The sequence below is a fragment of the Indolivaga capnocytophagoides DSM 22835 genome (genome assembly GCF_000426485.1).
GTDB lineage: Bacteria > Bacteroidota > Bacteroidia > Bacteroidales > Dysgonomonadaceae > Dysgonomonas_A > Dysgonomonas_A capnocytophagoides.
In genome coordinates, this window is sequence record NZ_AUFL01000011.1 from 1 (window position 1) to 25860 (window position 25860).

Consider the following 25860-nt stretch of genomic DNA (forward strand, 5'->3'; position numbering starts at 1 on the left):
CAAAAGGTCTTTGGCGCTGCGAGGCTCTGCCTATCTGACAACGTTCACGGGCGAAACTAAATAAAACTCGCCTTTCAGGCTCAAACAGCATTTAGTTTTAACGCCCGTTTCACTGGTCAGATTACGGCTTCACCTCTGTATGCGCCCCGGCTGACGCACACCTTTGCTTGCGCCAGCCTACAAAAGGGTCTGTGACCCCGTCAGGTTTTCGACCTCGGCGGAAGCCCAGGGTACCCGCTGCCCGAAGAAAGCGTTAAAAGACAAATAGATATCAGCGATAATCATTTTTATTTGTCTTAGCTTTCGATAGCTGAGCGGGTCGGGTTGGAGACGCAGTCTTGATCTTTTGTTTCGTTTTGCATCAAGGCAAAATGAAAAATAAAGCCGGGAGGCTGCGTTAGAAAATAGATGAACTTGAAAGCATAATTTAAAAGAACGTTTTATCAATCTAACTACTGATTGACATTATTACTTAATACCAATGAAAAGAAGTTTTGTTTTATATATAATGATCCTTTTTTTATGTTTTCTCTATGTAAATAAGGGATACGCACAGCATAAACAGGAAAAACTGGGGCGAGGACTTTTTGTCGTACCGACAAGCGATCATGAAGTATATATCGGGTGGCGGATATTTTCGGATGATAGAAAAGATTGCAGTTTCGATCTGTATATTCAATCCGGAACGGAAAAGGCCGTAAAAATAAACCAAGCTCCGATTAGCCGTACATCTGATTATGTTTACAGGAATGTTGATTTCGGGAAAGACAATACATGGATATTAAAAGACTCAAAAGGTAAAAACATTGCAAGTTATGCAATTGCAGCTGGCAGCAATCTTGCTCCATATTTAAGCATCCCTTTGCAAAAACCGGAAGGAGGAATCACTTTTGACGGAGAAAAATATACATATACGGCAAATGATGTAACTGTAGGTGACCTTGATGGAGACGGCGAGTACGAAATTATCCTGAAATGGGAACCGGACAATACTAAAAGACCTCCTCAAACAGGTTTTACCGGAGATACCTATATAGATGCTTATAAACTCAGCGGAAGGCGTTTATGGCAAATCAATTTAGGTAAGAATATTCGATCGGGTGCAGCATACACGCAGTTATTGGTTTATGATTTCGACGGGGATGGAAAATCCGAATTGATATGTAAAACAGCAGATGGAACCATCGATGGTATCGGTAAGGTAATTGGAAACGCTGATGCAGACTGGCGAAATAAGGATCCGAAATCTAAAGTATTCGGTAAAATAGTCGAAGGTCCCGAATATATTTCAGTTTTCGAAGGTCTATCAGGTAAGCAATTAGCTACGGCGGAATATATCCCCACCAGATATCCTTTGGACGGCTGGGGTGGTATAGGCGGAAATGGCGGAAATGATTCTACCGGAGGACGATCCGACCGATTTACGGCCTGTGTGGCATTTCTCGAAAAGGATGTTCCATCGGCAGTGATGGTACGCGGCTGGTATGGACGCTCGGTGTTAGCTGCTTGGGATTATAGGAATGGAAAGCTTGTGTCGAAGTGGGTATTCGACAGTGCCTTGCCTCAATGGAAAGGATATTCGGGCATGGGAAACCACTCGGTTACAGTTGCTGATTTTGATGAAGACGGACTGGACGAAATATGTATCGGGGCAATGACGGTAGATCATAACGGAAAAGGATTATATACAACCGGATTGAGACATGGTGATGCCTTGCATGCGGGGGATCTCATTCCTTCACGCAAGGGACTCGAAGTTTTTGGTGTCCATGAGAATGAAGAAAAAACAAAGTCTTTGAATACACCCGGAGTAGCTTTGTTCGATGGTAAAACGGGGGAGATTATATGGCGAAAATTTTTAGGTGAAGATGTGGGCAGGGGAATGGCTGCCGATATAGATCCCAGATATGCGGGAGCCGAATGCTGGGGTGGTCCCGGTGGAACATACAGAAGTAATTCGGGCGAAGAAATTTATCCACAAGAACCCAATTCGTGCAATTTCGGGATTTGGTGGGATGCCGACCCTTTGAGGGAGCTCCTGGACCACACTTCTATCACCAAATGGAACTGGATAAATATGACTACCGATACTCTATTTTCTCCTCAAGGAGTGATTTCTAATAATGGAACCAAAGGTAACGCATGCCTGTCGGGCGATATTCTGGGTGATTGGAGGGAGGAGGTTATATGGAGAACCCCCGATAATGAAGAGTTAAGAATATATTCGACAACAATACCGGCGGCGTATAAGTTTCCTACATTGATGCATAATCATCAATACCGGATGGCTATTGCCTGGCAGAATGTAGGTTATAATCAGCCTCCGCATCCCGATTTCGATATGGTAACAGAAGCAAAAGAGTGGATGTCTGACAAATCGGGACTCTCAGCCGGACTCTTTAATACATACTGGACTGTAGAAGCTAAGGAAAACATAGTCGAACATCTGAACGATACGATTGAAATAGTTGCCAAGAAGGGATTTACATTATGGCGGAATGAAAAACTGGAGGGAGATATTGAAATTTCATTCTCGGCTTGCGTTATGTTCGAGAATCCTGATCGGGACAGGCTAAGTGACCTTAATTGTTTTTGGATGGCTTATGATCCGCTGTTTCCTGATAATATATTCGAACGAGCCGGCTGGCGGAATGGTGTATTCGGTAGATACTATAGCCTGAATATGTATTATCTCGGTTATGGGGGGAATAGCAATACAACTACCCGTTTTCGCAGGTATGATGGAGATTACATGAAATTTGAAAGTGGTAAAGTTCGTCCGGATATTATAACGGAATATACAGATGCTGAACATCTTTTAAAGCCAAATCACTGGTACAATATAACAATCAGATGTATAAACGGACATGTTGAATATATCATTGATGGTCGGAAGATTGTAGATTATACCGATGTACGACCTTATAAATCAGGTTGGTTTGGCTTTCGGACAACAGAGGCAAGAGTCAGATTTACTGGTTTTACTTCTCACCGGCTTTAAACAGACAAGCCACGCCCAATCAGATGGCGTGGCCTGTATATTATATTACTGAGGCTTTATTTTGGAGCCTTACCAAATTTCAGAACTTCTTTTCCATCTCTGATAAATAAAATGGAAGAATCTGTTATTTTCAGATTGCTTACTCCGGATAGAGCCTTTGTATAAGCACTCTCTCCTGATAAGTTGGGGCAAGCCATTTTTGTTAACATTGCAGGTCCGATAGTTAAAGCAGAACCTTCCAGTTTATATCCTGCATTATAACGGTTGCATCCTGCATTTCCGGATATACGGCTTTCTGCGAGGTTAAATTCCAATGTCGGAAGTCTATCCTTTATGTCGAATAATGCTTTTGCATCTTTGCCATCGATAGCTTCTAATGTCCATGTAGAACCTGCTACAGCTGATAGGTCAATGCCTTTTACAAATTCGGCAACGGCTTTTCCTCCGTTACTTAAGGTAAGCGTCGATTCTGTAACGGTCACTTCATTCGATTTGCCCAGCATCTCAAGAAACTGACCTTCTTTATTATCATCGATGCAAGCCATTAGTGTAGCCCCCAGCTTAGGAGCCGATAAGATATTCTTCTCATAAGTGAATGTTCCGAAGAAACGGTTGCAGCCTCCATTACCATTAATCCGTTTCTCTGCAAGATCGATAGTCATCGAAGGAATTTTTCCTTTAAAGGAATTTGCAGCGGGCGCACCTTCAAATGTCTGAAGAATCCATGTTCCGTCAATGGTTACAGCTGATGCTGAACCTTTAGCAGAATCTTTGGTCGACTTACAGCTTTGTATCATAATTCCAAATGCGAGTACAGCTACTGCCAAAAGCAGCATTTTACTTGATAATCTTTTCATTTTTTTGAATATTAATTATTCTATGTTAGTGAGTGTTCATTTTTTCAGAGAGGCAACAGAGTCGGTTTTAGCCCTGTTGAATTCGAGTAGTAAACTTCCATTTTTAGAAATTTGTAAAACATCGGAAGATGGCAATGCTATAATGCTTGTATCAGATAAAGCCTTGATGTATTCATGTTCTGCATCGAGATTCGGACATGCCATTTGTGTGCTGATCAACTGGCCTATTATCAATTGGTCATTATTCAGAGAGAAGCTTCCGCCGTAGCCGTTGCATCCGCTTTTGCCTCCGACTCTATTTTCGGCAATATCGAAATTCAAAGTGGGAACAGCATCTGCTTTACCGAATTTGCCGGCAGCCTCTTCTCCTTTGATTGTTTTCAATGTCCAGAGTCCTTCCAGCTGCTTTGTGTCAATAGCTGTCGCAGTATCAGGTTTCGGAGCTGTATCTTTCTCGAATTCCAGAACGGCTTTTCCGTCGTGAGATATTGTCAATATTCCATTAACAATAGATAAACTGTTTCCTTCGTTGGTAAGTTCCAACAGAAATTCGGGTTCTCTGTTTGGGTCTATGCACAACATTCTGGTTGATGCTAAATTAGGTGCAGTAAAATTTCCGTCTTTATAAGTGAATTTTCCGGTATATCTGTTGCATCCGCTGTTTCCTGAAACAATACTGTCTTGAAAATTAAACTCGAGAGTAGGCAAAGCTCCTTTAAAACCTTCAGAAGCAGCAGTCCCGTTTAAGGACTTCAATACCCATAATCCTTCAAGCTCAGTCTGAGTCGGAGCATTTTTTTTGTCACAACTCTGTAATAATATCCCTGATACAAATGCAATTATCAATATTGCACAAACTTTCATTAAATTCAAACTCTTCATAACTATTGTTTATTTTGATTTGCTTTTCAGTTTAGAGTAAAATCGTCAGCATCTTTCCATACCGGAAATTTATTTCTAAATAAGTTTAACGCTTTTTTAGAAATCTCAACAGTTTCAATTTTCTCTATAGAATCGGTTAATGTACTCAATTTTATCCCTTTAAAATCAATCATCGAAGATTGCCCGTCATATACTAACTTCATCCCGTCAATACCTACTCTATTGACACCGCATACGTAACTCTGATTCTCTAAAGCACGAGCTTCGAGTAAGGTATTCCAAACTCTGATTCTCGATTGCGGCCAGTTAGCAACATATATCAGCAAATCATACTTATTACCGATATTACGCGCCCACACCGGAAACCGTAAATCATAACAAATTAATAAACAAATATTAAATCCTTTATGTTCGACAATGCAATGACTATTTCCTGCTGAGAATGATTTCGCTTCATCTCCCATACGAAACAAGTGCCGCTTGTCATAAAAACAGGATTTCTCGGGAGCTATGAAAAATCCTCTATTGAAAAACTGGCCGTTTTCCGAGGCAATATAACTTCCGCAAATAGCCAGATCGTACTGCTTAGCCCAATCTTTCATGGATGTAACAGTTGTTCCGTCCACAGGTTCGGAGAGCGAATGACTGTTCATAGAAAAACCGGTAGAGAACATCTCAGGAAGTACCACTAAATCGGTTTTTCCTGATAATTCGGATAAAATTCCCTGTACCTTTCTTAGATTCACATCTTTATCTTCCCAGACGATATCCATCTGGACAAGGCTTACCCGAAGTAAGGTCTCAGACCTTTTTATTGATTCTGTAAACATAATAACAGATAGTTAGTTATCTCGCTGAAGTATATCATTAAGTACTTTCAGTTACTTATTTCACTCATCGCTTAATAAAAACCTTTCCTGATGCTTAGCATGTGCATCTTTATAATAAGACTTTATTTCTAACATATCTTTTTCCACATTGCCAGTAGGCATAAAGGCCGTTTTAAAATCGGCTGTCTTTTTCTTATAATCCAGCACAATTATAACGATAGGCACTTTAGCAGCCAAAGCAATATAGTAAAAACCCTTTTTCCACTCCGAATTACGGCTGCGAGTGCCTTCGGGTGTTATAGCCAATTCGAACTGATCTCTGGTTGCAAAAAGATGAGCCATTTGATCAGTCAGAGAGGTTTTCTTCGATCTATCGACAGGAATACCTCCCAGAGCATTAAACACAAGATTCATCGGAAAGAAGAACCATGTCTTTTTGATCAGAAATGAAGCTTTGCGTCCTAGCGACGAGTATATAAGCTTGCCTACAAATAAATCCCAATTACTGGTATGCGGTGCTACACACAACACACATTTTGCGGGATAATTGGTAATCCCTTCTGCTTTCCAACCCAGCTTACGCAGGATAAAGCCGCTTAATTTTTGCATAGCTAAATATAAGTGCAGTTCTCTGGATTATAGAGACTGAATTTCTTTTCCGTAATTATCAACCAATGATTTCAAATCCGATTTTATCTTCGAATAATAAGCTTTTGTACGGCTTTTTACTTCTTTTCCTTCAACTGTGCTGACACGGTTTATCAGCTCAAGATGCGAGTCGGCAATCTGATCTATCAAAGCGTCTGCTTTTTCCTTATTAGCATTTACAGTAAATACTTTATAAAAGATAAGATCGTTGTATAATAACCCTATTGAATTATTGATCAGTTTTTTTAAATCTCTTCTACTACTCATAATTTTTGTTCTTTTTATTTTAGGCTTCTTTCTTTCTACAGATAAGTAATACCAAGTATTTAATAATATATTTTTAGTTTATAAAAGGCTTTGGCTGTTTTGCTTACCAAAGCAATAAATAGGTCTGAGACCTTAAAACGTAATGAGCTTCTATTTGTTGGCAAATATAATCAATTTTAAATGAAGGGCTGGTTATCTTCCGGATTATACCCACTGCGAATCCTCCATTCATTCGGGTACAGATTATTCGCTCTGTTTCCTATATTCTTTACAAACCCTAATGGGATGCCCTTATAAATCAACAGTAGATAACCTCGTGGCGATTCCGAAAATGTCTGGGCTTCCTTTCGTAAGTAAGATATAGCCGTATTCTTATCAATGTCGACCATCTCAAATGCTGAAGTGTTTAAAGCCAAAGACATAGCCAGAGATTGTTGTGGAATAAAATCTTTTCCCTTGATCTCCCCCAAATAAATACCAGCCGACACCAGTCTCAGGTGAGAAACAATATATTCGAACTGCTCTATATTAACGGATGGAAAAGCAAACCACGAAGATGATTTCTCGAAGAAAGTATATTTCTCATTATCTGTCAGATAATTCTTATACTCTCCTTCTAATGGTGTAAGCTTAGCTTTGCCCTGCTTTTTATTTCTCTTGCCGGAATGTTCCGATTTATCAGAATGTTCTCCGGATTTTCTTAGGATTGCAAGAAAAAATCCTTCCCCTTTTGTCAGGTGAGGTAGAAAATGATACACCGGCATATTGTTCTCAAACGATGGGTGTATATTCCAATCGGGAGAAACTTCCAACGGTAATATTTCTGCACCTAAAGAATCTCTGATCCATTGTACATTATGTTCATTTTCTCCGGTATTGTATGTGCAGGTGCTGTATATCAATGTTCCTCCCGGACGAAGGGCGTCCCAAACATCCGCTACAATACGCCGCTGACGTTCTTCGCACAATTGAACATTCCCCAGAGACCATTCTTCTACAGCTTGTGGATCTTTGCGAAACATTCCCTCTCCGGAACAGGGTGCATCAATCAGAATAACATCAAAGAAAGATTCCATCCGTCCGATATCCGAAGGGTCGTTATTAGTTACAATTACATTCGGATAACCGGCTTTAGTAATATTTTCCGACAAAATATTCGCACGGCTTCTGATCACTTCGTTTGAAACGAGTAAACTGTCTTCCGAAATCAATGATGCAATATGAGTAGATTTTCCTCCAGGTGCTGCGCACAAATCCAATACCCTTACAGTTTGGTCTTTGACGTATTGCTTAAAAAACTGACCGACAAACATAGAAGATGCTTCCTGTACATAGTAAGCTCCGGTATGAAATAGCGGATCGAATGTAAAAGAAGGACGTTGGGGTAAATAAAAGCCATTTTCGCACCAGGGTACAGACTCCATTTCGGGAAGCTTGCTGTATTTTTGTTTATTGAACCTGATACTTGTTGGAGAAACTTCGTTCAGGGCTTCTGTAAAAGATACCCATTGATCCCCTAGCAACGGTTTGGTTTTCTGAATAAAGTCTTCGGGCAATATCATGGTGAATCTTTTTATGTTTTATAGTTTTATTTTCCAGTGGATTACTTGTCAAAAGGTTACAAAAGTAATAAAATCAATGATCAGTTATCAATTTCTAATAACACTAAAAGGTAACAAAGGTTACACTCAAATCACACTTTTTCAGCTGTTCCTTTTTTCTCATATAACTTGTAATAACTCCAGCGCTTCATGACTCGTAACTATTTTAGGTATAGATAAATTTCCCGATGCCCAACCTTATATCCATTCGCTCAGCTCCATCCACCGGAGGGTCTTTTCATCTATCTCATCAATTAACTCACTTATCCGAGCCGATTTCGCTAACAATTCATCATTCGATAAAGTACCGCTCGACATATCAGTTTCTAATTGAGTCTTTTCTGTTTCAAGCTTTGGTATCAATGCATCGAGTTCTTCGAACTCCCTTTTTTCTTTGTATGATAGTTTCTTTTTCTCTTCGGTTTTTTTTTTTTCCTGTTTTGGTTTTTCGTCTTTCGCTTTTGCTGTAGATTCCGCCTCTTTTGCAATCAGTTCCTGCACTTCCTTCCACTCTCGGTATTGAGTATAATTTCCCGGAAAGTCTTTAATTTTCGCATTTCCGCTGAAAGCCAGCAGGTGATCAACCACCTTATCCATAAAATAACGGTCGTGGGAAACAACGATCACACATCCTTTGAAACTCTGAAGGTACTCTTCAAGAATATTCAGAGTCATAATATCCAAGTCATTGGTAGGCTCATCGAGTACCAAAAAATTAGGGTTCTTGATTAAAACAGTGCACAAGTACAGGCGGCGTTTTTCTCCTCCCGATAATTTGTAAACGAAGTTATGCTGTTTCTCAGGGGAAAATAAAAAGTGCTGCAAAAACTGAGATGCGGTCAAGCGGTTTCCATTACCAAGATCTATCACTTCGGCAATATCCTGAACTACATCTATCACTTTCATTTCTTCGTTGAATTTTAATCCGTCTTGACTATAATAGCCAAAATTGACAGTTTCACCGATATCAAATTCACCTTTATCGGGTGTAACCTCACCCATCAGCATTTTTATAAATGTCGACTTTCCCGTTCCGTTGTTACCGACAATTCCCATTTTTTCGTAACGGGCAAACACATAATTGAAATCTTCGAGGATTTTCAGATCACCGAAAGCTTTATAAATATGCTTCGCTTCGAATATTTTATTGCCGATGTACGAGCCTTTCATTTCCAGACGTACATTTCCGGCATCTCTTTGCTGTTGGGCTTTTTTCTCCAGATCATAAAAAGCATCGATACGGGATTTAGCTTTAGTGCCTCTTGCTTGAGGTTGGCGGTGCATCCATTCCAGTTCTTTACGTAATAAGTTGTTGGCTCTATCTATTTCTGAATTCTGAGAATTCATCCGCTCCTCTCTTTTTTCGAGGAAGTACGAATAATTACCTTTATACTGAAAAATCTGCTTTTGATCTATTTCTATTATTTCCGAACAAACACGATCCAGAAAATAACGGTCGTGAGTCACCATTAGCAAGCTGAGTCTCGAACGTTGCAGATACTCTTCCAACCATTCGGTCATATCCAGATCGAGGTGATTGGTAGGCTCATCCAGAATAATTAATTCGGGTTCGGTTATCAACACATTCGCTAAAGCGACGCGTTTTAGCTGACCTCCTGATAGCTGAGAAATCTTCTGATCGAAGTTATTTATTTTCAGCTGCGACAGAATCTGTTTCGCACGTTGCTCATAATCCCAAGCCTTCAGCATATCCATTCTTTGGAGTATATCGTCTAGCTTATCATGATTTCCCGAAGCCATAACTCGTTCGTACTCGGCAATTACTTCGGTAACTTCGGTTCCCGAACGGAAACAAGCCTCAAGAACTGTAATATCATCAGGGTAATGCGGATCTTGTTCGAGATACGCAACTTTCAGATCTCGCCTGAAAACGATTGATCCTGAATCATACGACTCTTTCGCGGAAAGGATATTTAATAAAGTAGTTTTTCCCGTACCGTTTTTGGCTATAAGCCCGATACGCTGCCCTTCGGCAATACCAAAGGATATATCTTCGAATAAAACCAAGTCTCCAAAACTTTTGGTAAGATTATCGACTTGTAAATATGGAGTAGCCATTTTTATTTATTTAAGTAATAGAAAGTATTTAATGACGTATTTTAAGCGATAACCAGCTCTCACTGTTACACTTGCAAACTCAGCAAAAGGTCTGAGACCTTGATTAAGATACAAAGGTAAGCAACAGAAAGTATTTAATGATATATTTTTAGTTTATAACAGACTTTGGTTGTTTTACTAGCCAAAGCAATAAAAAGGTTTGAGACCTTATTTTGTTTTTTCTTCTATCGAAATTTTATATCTCAAAACCATTTTAGGAAAAGTATCGTTTGTCATCCGGCAGATAAGATCTACTCCTGCAAACGAATCCGGAACTGTAAATCGTCCGCCTTCGCCGTCAAAAACAATCTCCTCGTTGCTTTCATACCATGTGTAAGTAGTTTTTTTGCCATTCTTCTCAAATTCGGCACTCAAATCGATGACACTTCCGCATGCCGCAGTACCTCCGTCTGTTACAGCCTGTGGTGTGTAGACACAATTTCGAAGGAAATTATATTCGGGAAAATTTAGAGAGGAAAAAGTCAACGCATTATTTGAACAGTTCATCTTAAAGAAGAAGCTTTTCTTTATATCCAAAGATGTCAACTGATTATGAGAACAATCGAGATACAATAGAGGTAAATCGGGCATCAGATTAAGTTCCGATAAATCGTTATCGGCACAATCGAGCATATTCAGCTGCTTATTATTTGAGATATCCAATTCTGCTATGCTGTTCGATGCACAAACCAATTCCGTTAGTTTCGTATTATTAGCGACATTGAGTTCTGTAAGTGCATTATTAGAACAATAGAGCGTTTCCAGATCGGAGCACATAGATACATTCAAAGAAGATAGTGTATTCGACGCACAATTCAGATTTTTCAAAAGCGTGTTTCGGCTAAGATCAATCGATTTTAACTCATTCCCTGAACAATCAAGACTTGTCAGATTCTTATTGGCTGATGTATTAAGAGAATCCAATCTGTTTGCTGAACAATTCAGATCTTCAAGAGCCAAAAGTCCGCTTAATTCCAATCGGGAAAGTTTATTTGTAGAACAATTTAAGGACGACAACTTTTTCAGATTCGAAATATTAAGTGTTTCGAGTTGGTTATCCGCACAACTCAGTTTCTTTAGTTCGGAATTGTATGTGAAATCGATACCCTGTATTTTATTGGATGAAAAATCCAATGTCATCAGATCTAGATTCTTGCCCAGATTGAGAGAAGTTAATCCTGTCGATATACAGTTCAATTCGGTCAACACCCTGTTTTCTGAGATGTCTACTGATATAATCGGATTTCGGGAGATGTCAAGAATCTGCAGTTGTCTGTTATTTGAAATATCAAGAACTGTCAGACTGTTATCCGAGCAATAAAGCGCATTCAGATTAACAGCGTTGCCTAATTCCAGAAAGGATAATTTGTTTGATTTACACGACAAAATATACAAATTCTGTAGATTATTAATATTGACAGTTGATATCTCATTTTTGTCACAATACAAATTAAACAGCGATGTATTAGCGGAAAGATCCAGTGATGTTAATTTATTTTCTTTGCAATCCAATTCTTTGAGGAATAGGTTGTTCGAGAGATCAATCCATGTCAGATAATTCGAATAACATGACAGTTCTTCCAGTTTTTTATTTTTCTCGATATGCAGTTCCGTTAACTGATTCCAAAATATATTCAATACTTTCAGATTTTGATTTTTCGACAGATCTATACTCTTCAATCCGCAATAGCTGCAATCGAGTTTTTCGAGTTTTTTGTTGAATTGCAGGTTGAGATCAGTTATACTGTTCATACTGATATTAAGATCAGTAAGATTCGGGTTTTTCGAGAAGTCCACTTTAGCGATCTGGTTTCCCGATAGATCAATATCTGAAATCTTTTTATTTTTAGTCAATACTATCCCGTCAATGCGGTTGTTAGCACAATGTAGCACCTCAAGTTGGGGAAAGGACGAAAAGTTAAGTTCTCCCGATAGGTTCAAATTATTCCAATCGATACTTGTTATACGTTTGGGTAGGTTCTCAGACCAGGTTACGCCATCCAGCTTGTTTATCCACTCCTGAGATGTATTCCATGCAGTAGTGTCGGCTATGCTTAGTCCCATCTGATGTAAATTAAGACTATCTCTTTGTGCCGATTGCTGCCTGAGTATCATCATTAATCCCGCAACATCCTCTTTGTGATATGATTGGGCGTTCAATATCAAAGAAAGTGCACAAAAACAAAATAGTATATATATTTTCCTCATTGACAAGCTGCTAAATATCCCGAACCTTTTTTATTACTTTGGAGGTTATACTTACCAAAGCAATAAATAGCTGTGAGACCTAAAATTAAAATAAGGACAAAAATAATAAATTTTACGACTCTCGAAGAATAACTTTTTAACACTTATCCGAATAAAATAAACTCTTAGCAAACTCTCTTATTTGAGAAATAGCTTTAAATACTTACTTTTACCTGAGAAAAAAGCAAAAGTAAATGATACAGGTTTCTGGTTTAACAAAAAAGTATGGACAATTAGAAGTCCTTAAAGGCATCGATCTTACAGTCAATGAAGGAGAGATAGTCTCTATAGTCGGTGCAAGCGGAGCTGGAAAAACTACCTTGCTGCAAATCATAGGTACATTGGATAAAGCCGACTCAGGAACAGTATCTATACAAAACCAAATAGTAACAAATCTGAAAGACAATAAATTATCTGATTTCCGAAATAAAAATATCGGTTTTATCTTTCAGTTTCACCAATTATTACCGGAATTTACTGCTCTGGAAAATGTTATGATACCTGCATTGATTGCCAAACAAAAAGATTCGGCAGCTAAACAAAAAGCGTCTGAGCTTCTTGATCTGTTGGGTTTATCGAGCAGAATAGACCATAAGCCCAATGAGTTGTCAGGTGGTGAAAAACAACGCGTAGCCGTTGCTCGTGCTTTAATAAATAATCCGGCTGTTATTCTTGCCGATGAGCCTTCCGGTAGTCTCGACACGGAAAATAAAATAGAATTACATAAACTGTTCTTTGATCTCAGAGACCGTTTCGGTCAAACCTTTATTATAGTTACTCACGATGAAGAGCTGGCAAAGATCACCGACAGGGTTATACATATGAAAGACGGGCTGATACTATAAAGTATCAACCCGTCTTTTATCATAATCAGTTTAACCTGTAATTTTTAGCTGTCAAAATAAAGTTATAAAAAGGTCTGAAGCCTTTATTTCACCCATACATTAAGTATCTCTCCGACATACATTTTGTGGTAACCGTTTTTTGACCATTCTGCCGGAACCTGGGTTTTTACCGCATCAGGTGATATTTGTTGTGCTATTATTTTTTTACATTCGAAGATCATCCATGCTTCCGCAAAGGCAGTTGCTCCCGATGGCGTTTTTATAGGTGTAAGCCCCGAGCCTTTTATTTTATCTGTATTACGTCCGCTGTTGTTTCCACAATACAACATCGCATCTTTATATGCTTCCGTATAAAAAGAGATTGTGTAGGTTTCCCCCTGATCCATAGTTTGTACAGAATAGCGGGATGGATTCAGAAAACAAAAAGCTACAGGTTTTTCCCAGAAGACACCTAGTCCTCCCCAAGAAGCGGTCATGACATTGGTTTTCTCTGCCGTACCTGAAGTAATAAGAGTCCAGTTATTTAGCAGCTTAACAATATTTCCGGGTATTTTATCCGCTGATATCTGTCGAAATCCGGGTAAAGCTGATACAGAGCCGGTTTCAGTAACAGAGGGAGCCGCTCCGGTTTCCTGATAAGTTTCTGCCGCTACAGCAGCAGGAGCTAATGCTGCCATCGGTACGGATACAACAGGTGCTGTCGGCTGATAATCACGCTCTACAGCTCCCGCTACCACTTTAGCCCCATTCAAATAAACGTCTATCTTATTAAATAATGCATTAATAGAATCAACTGTATATATACGGAACTTATTATAATAATTATTAAGTTTATCTCCTTTCTTATTCAGTGCATATTTATCTGTAATCATTTCTTCTGCAGGAAATGTGCTTATCTTTTTACCCGCATCATTATATTCATACTTGATACTTCTGACAACAGCTTCACATTTACCTCCATTAATCTGAAGGATCAATTGGTAAAGCATATTAGACTGATCAAGAGACAAAGCAGATCTTTTGAAAACAAGAGTCATGTCTCCTTGGGCAGCAATTGATTTGTCTTCTTTATTAGATAATAAAATACGCTGTCTCGAACCATCCTGTACAGAATATTCATTACTTACCCATTTGTCCATTAATTCAAATAACCGGTCATCTGTAATAGGCTTATTTACGGTGATAGTGCGGGAAAACAGAACCTTACCGTCAACTTCGGGAACCGCTCCCGCTAGATATTTACTATCTGTTTGTGACGTGGCAGCAAAAGCTGTAGCTGCAAACATCAGTAAAAAAAACAGTTTTTTCATGCTATATAATTTTTTAGATTTCAGATCTATTTCTCAATTATCCAAGCATAACAGTGAGAGCAGGTTATCACTTAAAATACGTCATTGAATACTTGTCTGTTATTTAGAATAATTATTTCTGAATAGTTAGACCAAAGATAAATAAAATATGTCAATCAGTATTTCGATTTATTAAAACGTTCTTTAAAATATTTAGAGGGCATTCTCAAATCTTATTTCCATCTTTCAGCATTTTAAGCAATACAAAGTATTTAATGATATACTCTTAGAGAATAACATTAAATACTTTGTATTGCTTAATTAGTGAAAATTTGTCTATACATACAAAATAACAGAGAGTGATAAAACAGAGATAAATATCCATAGAATTATTCCTTGCAGGAGAGGTTTCACTCCAATTTTTTTTAGAGCTTCTTTTGTCAATCCGGCACCAATAAGGAATAGGGTAAGGGTTAGTCCTCTTTTTGAGATCCAGACGACGGAAGGCCCTATTGTTTGTATTGCAGGAACATAAGTGTTGATAAGCATTGCAACAATGTATAAGAAAATAAAGTAGGGAATAGATATCTTGCTGCCGTTGCTTTTATGGATTATAGCGGTTATTAATGACAAAGGGATAATCCATAAGGCTCTTTCGAGTTTCACGGTTGTTGCAATGTGTAAGGCTATATCTCCGTATTTTTGAGAAGCTCCTACAACCGAACTTGTGTCGTGTATAGCAATAGCTGCCCATAATCCGAATTGCTCTTGGGTCATGGATAATAAGTGCCCGAGAACCGGAAATATAAATAGAGCTATCGAGTTAAGCAAAAATATGATACTGAGAGATATAGATGTTTCTTCTTCGTCAGCATCTATGATCGGGGTCATCGCCGCTATTGCACTACCTCCGCATATTGCAGTTCCGGAGGAAACCAAAATGCTGGTGTTGCGTTCTGTTTTAAAGATTTTGCCGAGTAACAGCCCGAATCCAAGTGTGAGTATAATAGATGCTGCGGTAAATAACAAACCGCTCTTACCTACTTCGAGGGCTTCTTCGAAATTCATTCCGAATCCGAGTCCTACAACTGAAGCCTGTAATAAGAATTTAGTCAGTTTTGAAGTTTTCTTTTTAAATGGATTTCCTATTGTAAATGACAAGATAAATCCTGCAAATAAAGCAATTGGGGGATCGATGAACGGGAATATACACAAGACTGCGATAATGATGAATATTCCTTTGTTTAGATAATTTTTCTGCATAATTTTTTTACATTTACGCAGGCAAAGATCTGATAAATATAATCAGGTAGTATATTTAAAATACTTATAGGGTATTACTTTTGGTTATTGCTTTAAACGAAAAATCCATAAACAGTTCAGACAAACCTTGTTGCTGTCCGTGCAGTTGCACGAAATCAAAAGTACGGACTACTTCAAAATTGTTGATGTCTATGACTTTATATTCTCCGTTTGCCACTTCCTTGGTTACTGCATTAATTGAAATCAAACCCAATGCATCGGCATATGCAAGGTATGTTTTTATGCTTTCGGTACTGCCCAGATGCATGCATATATTCAAATCCGGGAGAGTAATTGATCTTTCATTCAATTTATTGACAATTACTTCGAGGCTTCCTGATCCCTGCTCTCTCAATACAATAGGGATTGATTTGAGTTCGTCAAGTGTAATTTCATCCAGTTTCGACAGATCTTTTGATGTATGGGCTATTGCGACTATTTCGTCATTTATAAAAGGAGTATATTTTAGCTGGCTGTTTCGGGATGTCCCTTCTACCAGTCCAAGATCTATTTCTTTTGCTGCCAGATGAGCTTCTATCTTTTTTGTATTATCGTTGATCAGACTTATATGTATATCGGGATATTGCTGATTAAACTTAGCCAGAATGGGGGGTAATATGTACTGGCCGATAGTGGTGCTTGCACCCAGACGTAATTGTCCCGAGTACTGATCTTTTAGAGTGGATAATTTATAATTGAGAGTCTGATCCAGCTCAAATATCTGTTTAGTATAATCGAGAAGTATCGATCCGGCTTCGGTTAAATACACTTTACCTTTAATCCTGTCGAATAAGCATGCGTCTAATTCGGCTTCAAGTTCCTTGATGTTTTTGGTAACAGCAGGTTGAGTGATGAATAATTCTTCGGCGGCCTGCGTAAAATTCAGGTGAGTTGCAACGGAATGAAATACTTTTAGGCGAAAATTAGACATGCTTGATGTAAATTAAGGTCACAGACCTATTTATAGTTTTGGCAAATATAACAACTTAAGCTTATTATAGCTTGAAATGTATTATTCAATACTTTTATTTACTTAGAGTTTTCTGAAAAGTCCTAAATAGGTCTGAGACCTTAAATGTAACGATTAAAAGGGTTTTATAGTTTCTTCTTTCTTACATTTTTTATCTTTGCTTGTGATAAAAAGGCTGATTTATGGATTTAAAGACAATAATATCATCAGTTTATGAAATTTCAGAAGAAGCGATGACTGCATTTGTGGCGAAAATTGATTCTGTTGAGTTTCCTAAAGGTCATATTCTTTCGCGAGCCGGTAGTCGCGACAGTTATTTATACTTTATCAAACAGGGTGTAGTCAGAGCTTATACAGAATACGATGCAAAGGAAATAACCTTTTGGTTCGGCATCGAAGGTGATGTGGTCTGTTCGATGAAGAATTTTGTCGAAAGAAAACCGAGCTACGAGAGCATTGACTTATTGGAAGATTGTATCTTTTATCGCATTCATATTTCAGATATGGAAAATCTGTTTCGCAAAAATATTGAGATTGCCAATTGGGGCAGGAGCTTTCTTGGAAAGGAAATAATGAAAGTGGAGAATCGTTTGATCGAATACCAATTCGCTAACGCATCTGAGAGGTATGAAGCATTGATGAAGAACAAGCCGAAGTTGTTGCAAAGAGTCCCTTTAGGAATTATAGCCTCTTATTTGGGTATAACTCAGGTGTCGTTGAGCAGAATCAGAGGAAAGTAGTCTTTTTTATCAAATGTAAAAAAATATGGCTTTTATATTTCCGATCTTTGTATTCCTGACAAAAGGAATAATAAAAGGTTTCAAACCTAAAGTTAGATAAGCAACAGAAAGTACTAATAGTACATTTTAGTTTATAACAGACTTTGGATGTTTTACTTACCAAAGTAATAAATGGGTCTAAGCCCCTAAGTGATTATATGAATTGGATATGGTTAGTGATTGCCGGATTCTTTGAAGTCGGCTTTACTTTTAGCCTTGGTAAGGCTAAAGAAGTTTCGGGTAGTAGTGCTTCTTATTTTTGGTATGCTATTTTTATCATTTGCTTGTTTGCCAGTATGGGACTGTTGATTCATGCTCTTAAAACGATACCCATCGGAACGGCTTATGCTATATGGACAGGGATTGGTGCTGTGGGTACAGTTCTGGTAGGAATTTTTATTTTTAAAGAACCTGCCGAGTTTTGGCGTTTATTCTTTGTTACCACATTGATAGGCTCCGTTATCGGACTGAAATTTGTATCTCACTGATAAAAAATAAGGAACCGGATTTTGTCCGGTTCCTTTCGTATATAGGCAGAGGGTAGATAACTAAACAATATTAAATTTAGACGTCTGCACTGTATATAAGCGATAGAATGTATTTAATGTTATACCTTTAAGTCATAACGGTTATTGCTGTTATGCTTACAAAGTCAACAAAAAAGTCTGAGACCTTATTTTGCTGCTGCAAGAGCTGCGTTGTAGTTTGGTTCTTCTGTAATTTCAGGAACAAGTTCAGTATAAGAAACTTTCCCTTCTGGATTAATTACAACTACTGTACGAGCCAAAAGTCCTTTAAGAGGGCCGTCAAGCATAAGTAAGCCGTATGCTTTAGCAAACTCCGGGTTTCTGAATACAGACGCAGGATGTACATTTTCGATACCTTCTGTAGTACAGAAACGTCCTGCTGCGAAAGGAAGATCGGCTGATACTGCAAGAACTACTGTATTAGTTAGACTTGCGGCATCTTTGTTGAAATGACGTACTGAAGCAGCACAAACACCGGTGTCGATGCTTGGGAAAATGTTAAGGATAACAGTTTTTCCTTTCAAATCTTTTAAGCTGACTTCTGACAAGTCGCTTTTTACTAATGTGAAATCAGGAGCTGCTGTTCCTACTGCCGGGATTTGTCCTTCTACGTTTACTTTACCTCCTTTGAATGTAACTGTTGACATAATTTTTTTTCTTTTTTTAGTTTGTAATAAGCCGCTGTTAATGTTTTATGTCTCATTTTTCAATCGATAACAGATTGTTGCTGTTATGGCTTGGATGGACAATAAAAAGGTCTGCGACCTTAATTATATTGTAAGTAGCAGTCGTTAACTGATTCCGCTGCTGTTATATTTGACAAGTTGAAAAGGTCAGAGACCTTGAATTCATTTTATAGTGATAACAAATTCCGATTCGGGATGTCTTACTTTCTTTTGATTGACAAGCCAATCATTTTCTGCGTCTCTGTATCCCAAGGGTAACATAGTAACGCTTTTCAAGCCCTTTGTGTTCAACCCTAAAAGCTCATCGAGAGCCTTGTTGTCAAAACCTTCCATCGGTGTTGCATCCACTTTCAATTCCGCTGCTGCAGCTATTGCATAAGCAAAGGCAATATATGATTGACGGGCTATGTGATCGAAATTTTCAGATGCAGGGCGATTCAGATAAGCCGCTTTCAAACGGTCTGTGTATGCCTTGTATCTGTCCGGAGCTTGTCCTCTCTCTTGAGTTGTGATGCTGTATATATGGTCAATTCGTTCTTCTGTATAATTATCCCATCCGGCGAAAACAAGCAGGTGAGAACATTCTGCGGCTTGTGTTTGTCCCATCGAAATGGTTGCGATCTTGTCTTTAAGTTCTTGATTGGTTATAACCAAAACTTTATATGGCTGTAAGCCTGAAGATGTAGGAGCCAGTCGGGCTGCTTCTATGATTTGTGCAACAATGCTGTCGTTTACTTTTTTTGAAGGATCGAATTTTTTAGTAGCGTATCTCCATTGAGATTGTTCTAATATGCTCATTTTTTATTTTTGTTAAATGTAAATTATTAAATAACAAGAAGCATTTATATGCTATGTTTTTAGTTTATAACAGACTTTGGCTGTTTTACTTACCAAAGTAATAAAAAGGTCTGCGACCTTATTCCTCTGATGTATCGTGTTTGCATTGGGTTGCAGAGTCAATCATTTTTTTTAATTGTTTTTTTAGTTTCTGCAATTGTTCATCATTGGCTTGTAATTTTTCTTTTATTTTAGCAGGAATGTACTCTGCTGATTCTTTTAATTTTAATCCTTTCTCTGTTATATTTATGTTTACTATTCTTTCGTCATTGTCGGAACGTTTTCTTTCGATAAATCCGCTTGTTTCCATCCGCTTTAGCAAAGGAGTAAGGGTTCCGCTGTCCAGCAGTAATATTTCTCCCAGTTCTTTTACTGTTTTTGATTTATGTTCCCACAATACCATCATTACTAAATACTGAGGATAGGTTAACCCTAATTTGTCGAGATATGGGCGATATAGTGCTGTTATCTGTCTTGATAAAGCATATATTGGGAAACATACCTGATTTTCGAGTCTTAAATAATCTATCATCTGTATATTAGTTTTTTTTATTTTGGTTTCACAAAATTAAATTGTGTGCAATTAAGTTGAAAATATATTGTGTTAATAAAACAAAAAAGAGTAGAAGTTTTATTTCTACTCTTTATGTTATATAAGGATGCTTAAATCAAAGGCATGCCCAGGCTTTCAGCTTTGACTCTCATGTCTTTAGGCCAGATTCCGGCTTGGATTTCTCCGATATGCCCTTTACGAAGATAAAACATACATAAACGAGATTGTCCGATACCACCGCCTATCGATTGTGGTAGTTCGCCATTGAGCAGGCGTCTATGGAAGTAAAGTTCTTTTCGGTCTTCCTGTCCGCTTATTTCCAACTGTTTTAGGAGAACTTCTTTGTTGACTCTGATTCCCATGGATGATAATTCCATTGCTTTATCTAGAATGGGATTCCACACAAGCAGGTCACCGTTAAGCCCTTTATAGCCATTTTCTGATGTGCTTGTCCAGTCATCGTAGTCAGGGGCACGTCCGTCGTGTTTCTTGCCATTGCTTAATTCTCCTCCTATACCGATGATGAATACCGCTCCGTGTTTTTGAGTAATGGTATTCTCTCTTTCTTTTTCATCCATATCAGGATATAACTGAAGTAATTCTTCAGAATGTATAAAGGTAATCTCCTTAGGAAGGATAGGAGTAATAGCCGGAAACATTTCATATACCATGTATTCGGTTCTTACGAGTGCAGCATATATTCTTCTAACGACTTCTTTCAGAAAATCAAGGTTGCGGTTATCCTGAGACATCACCATTTCCCAGTCCCATTGGTCAACATATAAAGAATGTAGGTTTCCCAATTCTTCATCAGCTCTGATAGCATTCATGTCCGTATATATACCATAACACTCCTGTATTTTGTAATCGGCAAGTGTCAGTCTTTTCCATTTAGCCAAAGAATGTACTATTTCGGCACGTTCGTCTCCCATATCTTTGATCGGAAATGTAACAGCGCGTTCAACACCGTTCAGGTCATCGTTTATACCCATCCCTTTTAGAACAAACAAGGGAGCTGTAACTCTTCGTAATCTTAATTCGGAAGAAAGGTTTTGCTGAAAAAAATCTTTGATTTGTTTAATCCCCATTTCAGTCTGTTGTAGGTCTAAAATAGGACAGTATTGCTTAGGTTCAATTAGATAGCTCATAATTAAGGTATGTATGTCATTTTTTGAAACGTGCCAGCAAAGGTAATTTTTTAAATGTTATATTGAAAATATTTTATGTTTAAAAAATTCATATTGATAAAATATAAGGCTTTTTGTGATTATTTTTATGTTAATATCTTTGTTTTTTATGTTTTATCGTAGTCATATATAACGCTGCTTTCTTCGTTTTATTGCTGGATATATAAAAAAAGCAACCGTACTGAAAATTGCTTCGGTACGGTTGGCTTGAAGTATATAGGCAGCAACAAGTTTTAATGACGTATTTTAACATAATAACGATCTATTACTATTACGTTTGCAAAGTCAATAAAAAAGTCTGCGACCTTAAAGTTGATCTATTCTTCTATAGTTTCGGGTATTTTTTCAAGTACATCTCCTGCTTCTACATCTATTATACTATCGGACGAAACTTCGGTTGAGTCGTTATGCGATTTATATACCGACTGACATTGATAGTTTCTGCTTATCGCCTTTTTAGGTGCAGGGAATTTTCCCCTGTATTGAGCCAGATCTTTATCGGCAAGGACTTTTTCCATGAAATATCCAAAAATAGGGAGTGCTGTACGGCTGCCCTGTCCGAATGCTCCTGTTTTGAAGTGGATACTGCGGTGTTCGCCGCCGACCCATGCTCCGGCAACAAGATTAGGAGTTACCCCAACGAACCAGGCATCGGAGTGATTGGATGATGTTCCTGTTTTTCCTCCGAATTCTGTATTGTAATTAAATAGGTTAAAGCCCCATAATGCCTGAGTTGTTCCTCCCGGTTCGCTTAATCCCGATTTCAGCATTTCGGTCATAAGAAATGCCGTTTCGTATGGAAGTGCTTGTACCTGAGTTTTATTATATTCGTATAGGACTTTACCGTTCCGGTCTTCTATACGAGTGACTAGTACGGGCTCGTGAGACATACCTTCATTTATAACGGTACAGTACGAATTGATAAGTTCGAGCAGAGAAACATCCGAAGCACCAAGAGAAATAGCCGGAGTTTCTTCAAGCTTGGTTTTTATCCCCATTGCATAGGCTGTTTTTATAATATTGCTTATTCCTACTTCTTTGGCAACTTCAACTGCAATACTGTTGATTGAACGGGCAAATGCGGCTTTGAGTGACATGGTGTCTCCTGAATATGCTCCGTCTGCATTGTGAGGAATCCATTTGGTTGGTTTGCCTTTATCAACGACATCCCAGTCTACATATTGGTCGATACGAGTGTCGCAAGGTGATAATCCCTGATTGAAAGCTTCGCTATATACAAACAATTTGAATGTTGATCCGGGTTGACGTTTGGACAAAACTTTGTCGTATTTCCACGAATCGAAGTTTATATCTCCCACCCAGGCTTTGACAAATCCTGTTTGTGGTTCCATCGCTACAAATCCTGTGTGCATAAATCTCTCCATGTAACGGATAGAATCCATTGCGCTCATTTCTACGATTTTTGAACCCTTGTCGTAATCGAATACTTTAATTTTACGAACCTGATTCATATAATAATCAATAGAGTCTGCGTTGTTCGGGAACTTTTCAGCTAAGTCTTTATAGCGGGATGTTCTTTTTGCCAGAGTTTCGATAAACATCGGTATCTCTTTATGATTTTCATCCTGCCATGGGTTTTCCTTGCCCCATTGGTTATCGAAGTTTCTTTGTACGATACGCATTTGCTTATCTACAGCAGATTCTGCATATGCCTGCATACGAGAATCTACTGTAGTGTATATTTTCAGCCCGTCGGCATATAGGTCTATATCGTTTTCTTTGCACCACCCTTCAAGCGATTCAGCTACGGCATCTCTAAAGTAAAGTGCTGTTCCATCGTAATTGCTTTCAGATGTATAATACAGTTTTATTGGTATTTGTTTTAATGAATCAAACTCAGCTTTGGTGATATGATTTGCCTTTAGAAGGTTTGATAGTACAATGTTGCGCCGTGCTAAACTGTTTTTCGGATTTATCTTTGGGTTGTATGTTGTTGTTGCTTTTAAGAGACCGATCAATGTTGCGGCTTGTTCAACTGTAATATCTTTAGGGGTTGTGTTGAAATAATTCTTACACGCAGTTTTTATTCCATATGTATTACTTCCGAAATCCACCGTATTGAAGTACATAGTAAGTATTTCATCTTTAGAATAGAATGTCTCCAGTTTGAGAGCAAGTATCCATTCCTTCGATTTCATAATTAACATTTTCACTCCGGGAATATATCCCAGCAAACCTGTGGAATATTTCGAACGGACTTTAAACATATTCTTTGCTAACTGTTGTGTGATAGTGCTGGCTCCGCGGGCATTGCCGTGAACCATATCTTTAGCGGCTGCAAAAAGTCCCCGAACATCTATTCCGAAATGTTGATAGAAACGTTCATCTTCGGTCGAAATAAGTGTTTCTTTCAGGATCGGTGAGATTTCGTCAAAAGTTACGGGTGTCCTGTTTTCTTTAAAGTATTTACCCAATAATTTTCCATCCGAACTATATATTTCAGATGAAACATTCTGCATAGGCGCACTTACGTCATAATATCCGGGCGATTTACCAAATAACCAAAGGAAATTAATATCAACTAAAAACAGGTAAGTAATAAATAAGACGATCACCGTAGATATGACTATACCGGTTTTCTTATACCATGCCGATTTTTTGTAATAGGATTTATAAGCATTAAACCACTTTTTGAGATTAGAAGCAATAAGTTGAAAGATTTTTGCTACTTGTGTTTTAATAACCTGAAAATTAATTGTATTCATGCTTTATTAAGCGGTCTTAAATGAGACTGTAAATGTAATAAATTTCAGCATCCGAAAATCAAAATAAACGAGTTTTTTAGGTTGTACGTTTTAGATTTATAGAATAAGTGTCCACGAAAGACAAAACCGCCTCTTTTCCTATTGAAAAGAGGCGGTTTATTATGTAGGTCGAGCAATGTATTTTGCTCATATTTAATCATTAAAAAGGTCTGATACCTTGTGTGATTAGATATCTGTAATTGGTTTGTATTTCGGAACGAGAGTTTTCATAACAATCCATCCGATAAGATAGGCTACCGCACAAATAGAGAAGATGATGAAATATCCAGCTTCTTCTCCTTTAAATCCGAGCAGTTCCATTTGAGTTTGTCCTGCATGATCGAATAGCACTCCCGATCCTTTATTGATAAGGAATGATCCGATTCCTCCTGCCATACCGCCGATACCGGTAATCGTTGCGATTGCCTTTTTGGGGAACATATCACCGATTGTTGAGAATATATTTGCCGACCACGCTTGGTGTGCAGCTCCGGCAATACCGATAATGATTACAGGCAGCCAGTAAGATATATGTCCCAGTGGTTGAGCAAATAAGGCTAGCAGAGGGAAAAATGCAAATATCAACATTGCTTTCATACGCCCGTCATAAGGATTCATACCTTTCTTTTCGACAAAGAAGGTTGGAAGCCATCCTCCGATAATCGACAGCAGTGTTATTGCATACAGAACAAAGATCGCGAGTTGACCTTCTGTGTCCGAAGATTTGATTCCGTAAACCGAACTAAGGTATGCTGGAGTCCAGAATAAATAGAACCACCATACTCCGTCGGTCATAAATTTACCGAAAGCAAAAGCCCATGTTTGCTTGTATTTGAATGCGTCCTTGAATGATATTTTCTTTGATTCCTGAGCTTTTTCAACCTGTTCTTCGACAGGGTCTGTGGAGTCCTGATCCGATTGGATATATGCCAGTTCGTCTGCATTTACTTTAGGGTGTTCTTCGGGTTTATTATAAATGAATACCCAGAATCCCATCCATATAAAACCTAGTGCACCGATGATGATAAAGGACATTTCCCATCCCCATGCTGCGGCAATTACAGGTATAGTAACGGGAGCCGCCAATGCGCCTACTGTTGCGCCAGCATTAAAGATGGAGGTAGCCAATGCTCTGTCTTTTTTCGGGAAATATTCGGCTGTAGCTTTGATGGCCGCAGGAAAGTTTCCTGCTTCTCCGATTGCAAGAATTAAGCGGGCAAAGATAAATAGTACAACGCTTACGCTTGCTACCCGTCCTACATTCTGCACGTGTCCGATGGCTTCTCTGGCTCCTTCGAATCCTACAAACCATTCACCGGCTGTGATTCCGGATGTAGCTATACCGCAGAAAGCATGTAATATAGCTCCTAATGACCATACTCCGATTGCCCAAAGAAAGCCTTTCTTTGTATCCATCCAGTCTACAAACTTTCCGGCAAATAACATGCTTATAGCATAAAATACAGAAAAGAGGGCTGTAATAGTTCCATAGTCGTCATTTGTCCAATGGAATTCTGGTGAGATAAAATCTTTCCAGGTCAGGGACAATACCTGCCTGTCGAGGTAATTGATTGTTGTGGCAAAGAATAACATGGCACAGATTGTCCATCTATAGTTTGTCATCTTTGTGTTTGTATTTCTTGGTATACTCATAGTGTCACGTTTAGGT

At 38.3% G+C, this 25860-nt stretch carries 21 protein-coding genes; 4 read left to right on the top strand and 17 right to left on the bottom strand.

From position 1 onward, the window contains the following. Positions 1 to 481: 481 nt before the first annotated feature. Complete coding sequence (locus K322_RS18695) at positions 482 to 3001, top strand: rhamnogalacturonan lyase family protein (RefSeq protein ID WP_169714133.1); 2520 nt, start codon at positions 482 to 484, stop codon at positions 2999 to 3001. A 56-nt stretch (positions 3002 to 3057) separates the two neighbouring features. Here the strand turns inward: K322_RS18695 and K322_RS20165 are convergent, their stop codons facing one another. The 8 genes from K322_RS20165 to K322_RS0105925 all read right to left on the bottom strand — a co-directional run bounded on the left by K322_RS20165 (position 3058) and on the right by K322_RS0105925 (position 12412). Then, positions 3058 to 3858, bottom strand: coding sequence for an META domain-containing protein (locus tag K322_RS20165; protein WP_026626054.1), 801 nt, complete (start codon positions 3856 to 3858; stop codon positions 3058 to 3060). A 36-nt stretch (positions 3859 to 3894) separates the two neighbouring features. Further along, positions 3895 to 4740 (bottom strand): META domain-containing protein, encoded by an 846-nt coding sequence (locus tag K322_RS18705; RefSeq protein WP_051290662.1) that lies wholly within the window; start codon positions 4738 to 4740, stop codon positions 3895 to 3897. Between the two features lie 26 nt (positions 4741 to 4766). Beyond that, complete coding sequence (locus K322_RS0105895; RefSeq protein ID WP_051290663.1) at positions 4767 to 5570, bottom strand: amidohydrolase; 804 nt, start codon at positions 5568 to 5570, stop codon at positions 4767 to 4769. A gap of 60 nt (positions 5571 to 5630) precedes the next feature. Then, entirely contained in the window at positions 5631 to 6179 is a 549-nt protein-coding gene (locus tag K322_RS0105900) for a 1-acyl-sn-glycerol-3-phosphate acyltransferase (RefSeq protein WP_026626056.1), read from the bottom strand. Positions 6180 to 6206: 27 nt separating this feature from the next. Beyond that, on the bottom strand, positions 6207 to 6485 hold the full coding sequence (locus tag K322_RS0105905; RefSeq protein WP_026626057.1) for a hypothetical protein: 279 nt from the start codon (positions 6483 to 6485) through the stop codon (positions 6207 to 6209). A gap of 176 nt (positions 6486 to 6661) precedes the next feature. Continuing rightward, positions 6662 to 8047, bottom strand: a complete 1386-nt coding sequence (locus K322_RS0105910) for a methyltransferase RsmF C-terminal domain-like protein (protein WP_026626058.1) — start codon at positions 8045 to 8047, stop codon at positions 6662 to 6664. A gap of 237 nt (positions 8048 to 8284) precedes the next feature. Beyond that, on the bottom strand, positions 8285 to 10165 hold the full coding sequence (locus tag K322_RS0105920) for an ABC-F family ATP-binding cassette domain-containing protein (RefSeq protein ID WP_026626060.1): 1881 nt from the start codon (positions 10163 to 10165) through the stop codon (positions 8285 to 8287). Positions 10166 to 10372: 207 nt separating this feature from the next. After that, the gene (locus K322_RS0105925; protein WP_035331478.1) at positions 10373 to 12412 is read right to left on the bottom strand and encodes a leucine-rich repeat domain-containing protein; all 2040 of its coding nucleotides are present in this window, start codon (positions 12410 to 12412) and stop codon (positions 10373 to 10375) included. A 233-nt stretch (positions 12413 to 12645) separates the two neighbouring features. On the opposite strand from K322_RS0105925, the gene K322_RS0105930 reads away from it, so the two are divergent. After that, positions 12646 to 13296, top strand: coding sequence for an ABC transporter ATP-binding protein (locus K322_RS0105930; protein ID WP_026626062.1), 651 nt, complete (start codon positions 12646 to 12648; stop codon positions 13294 to 13296). Positions 13297 to 13379: 83 nt separating this feature from the next. Here the strand turns inward: K322_RS0105930 and K322_RS0105935 are convergent, their stop codons facing one another. The 3 genes from K322_RS0105935 to K322_RS0105945 all read right to left on the bottom strand — a co-directional run bounded on the left by K322_RS0105935 (position 13380) and on the right by K322_RS0105945 (position 16818). Beyond that, the gene (locus K322_RS0105935; RefSeq protein ID WP_051290664.1) at positions 13380 to 14606 is read right to left on the bottom strand and encodes a DUF4468 domain-containing protein; all 1227 of its coding nucleotides are present in this window, start codon (positions 14604 to 14606) and stop codon (positions 13380 to 13382) included. Positions 14607 to 14921: 315 nt separating this feature from the next. Next, positions 14922 to 15848, bottom strand: coding sequence for a YeiH family protein (locus K322_RS0105940; RefSeq protein WP_035331480.1), 927 nt, complete (start codon positions 15846 to 15848; stop codon positions 14922 to 14924). Positions 15849 to 15912: 64 nt separating this feature from the next. After that, positions 15913 to 16818: a LysR substrate-binding domain-containing protein gene (locus K322_RS0105945; protein WP_026626065.1), complete on the bottom strand. Its 906-nt coding sequence runs from the start codon at positions 16816 to 16818 to the stop codon at positions 15913 to 15915. A 221-nt stretch (positions 16819 to 17039) separates the two neighbouring features. Here K322_RS0105945 and K322_RS0105950 point away from each other — a divergent pair, with 221 nt between their 5' ends. After that, the gene (locus K322_RS0105950) at positions 17040 to 17597 is read left to right on the top strand and encodes a Crp/Fnr family transcriptional regulator (RefSeq protein ID WP_026626066.1); all 558 of its coding nucleotides are present in this window, start codon (positions 17040 to 17042) and stop codon (positions 17595 to 17597) included. Between the two features lie 197 nt (positions 17598 to 17794). After that, positions 17795 to 18124, top strand: coding sequence for a DMT family transporter (locus tag K322_RS0105955; protein WP_026626067.1), 330 nt, complete (start codon positions 17795 to 17797; stop codon positions 18122 to 18124). A gap of 185 nt (positions 18125 to 18309) precedes the next feature. On the opposite strand, the gene tpx is transcribed toward K322_RS0105955, so the two are convergent. The 6 genes from tpx to K322_RS0105985 all read right to left on the bottom strand — a co-directional run bounded on the left by tpx (position 18310) and on the right by K322_RS0105985 (position 25844). Further along, positions 18310 to 18810: a thiol peroxidase gene (tpx, locus tag K322_RS0105960; protein WP_026626068.1), complete on the bottom strand. Its 501-nt coding sequence runs from the start codon at positions 18808 to 18810 to the stop codon at positions 18310 to 18312. Positions 18811 to 19011: 201 nt separating this feature from the next. After that, complete coding sequence (locus K322_RS0105965) at positions 19012 to 19647, bottom strand: nitroreductase family protein (protein ID WP_026626069.1); 636 nt, start codon at positions 19645 to 19647, stop codon at positions 19012 to 19014. A gap of 118 nt (positions 19648 to 19765) precedes the next feature. Next, positions 19766 to 20218 (bottom strand): MarR family winged helix-turn-helix transcriptional regulator, encoded by a 453-nt coding sequence (locus tag K322_RS0105970; protein ID WP_026626070.1) that lies wholly within the window; start codon positions 20216 to 20218, stop codon positions 19766 to 19768. 131 nt (positions 20219 to 20349) lie between these two features. Next, positions 20350 to 21387: an aspartate--ammonia ligase gene (gene asnA, locus K322_RS0105975; protein WP_026626071.1), complete on the bottom strand. Its 1038-nt coding sequence runs from the start codon at positions 21385 to 21387 to the stop codon at positions 20350 to 20352. Between the two features lie 356 nt (positions 21388 to 21743). Next, positions 21744 to 24152: a transglycosylase domain-containing protein gene (locus K322_RS18710; protein WP_084158520.1), complete on the bottom strand. Its 2409-nt coding sequence runs from the start codon at positions 24150 to 24152 to the stop codon at positions 21744 to 21746. A gap of 225 nt (positions 24153 to 24377) precedes the next feature. Then, positions 24378 to 25844, bottom strand: coding sequence for an MFS transporter (locus tag K322_RS0105985; protein ID WP_185095080.1), 1467 nt, complete (start codon positions 25842 to 25844; stop codon positions 24378 to 24380). Positions 25845 to 25860: the final 16 nt, after the last annotated feature.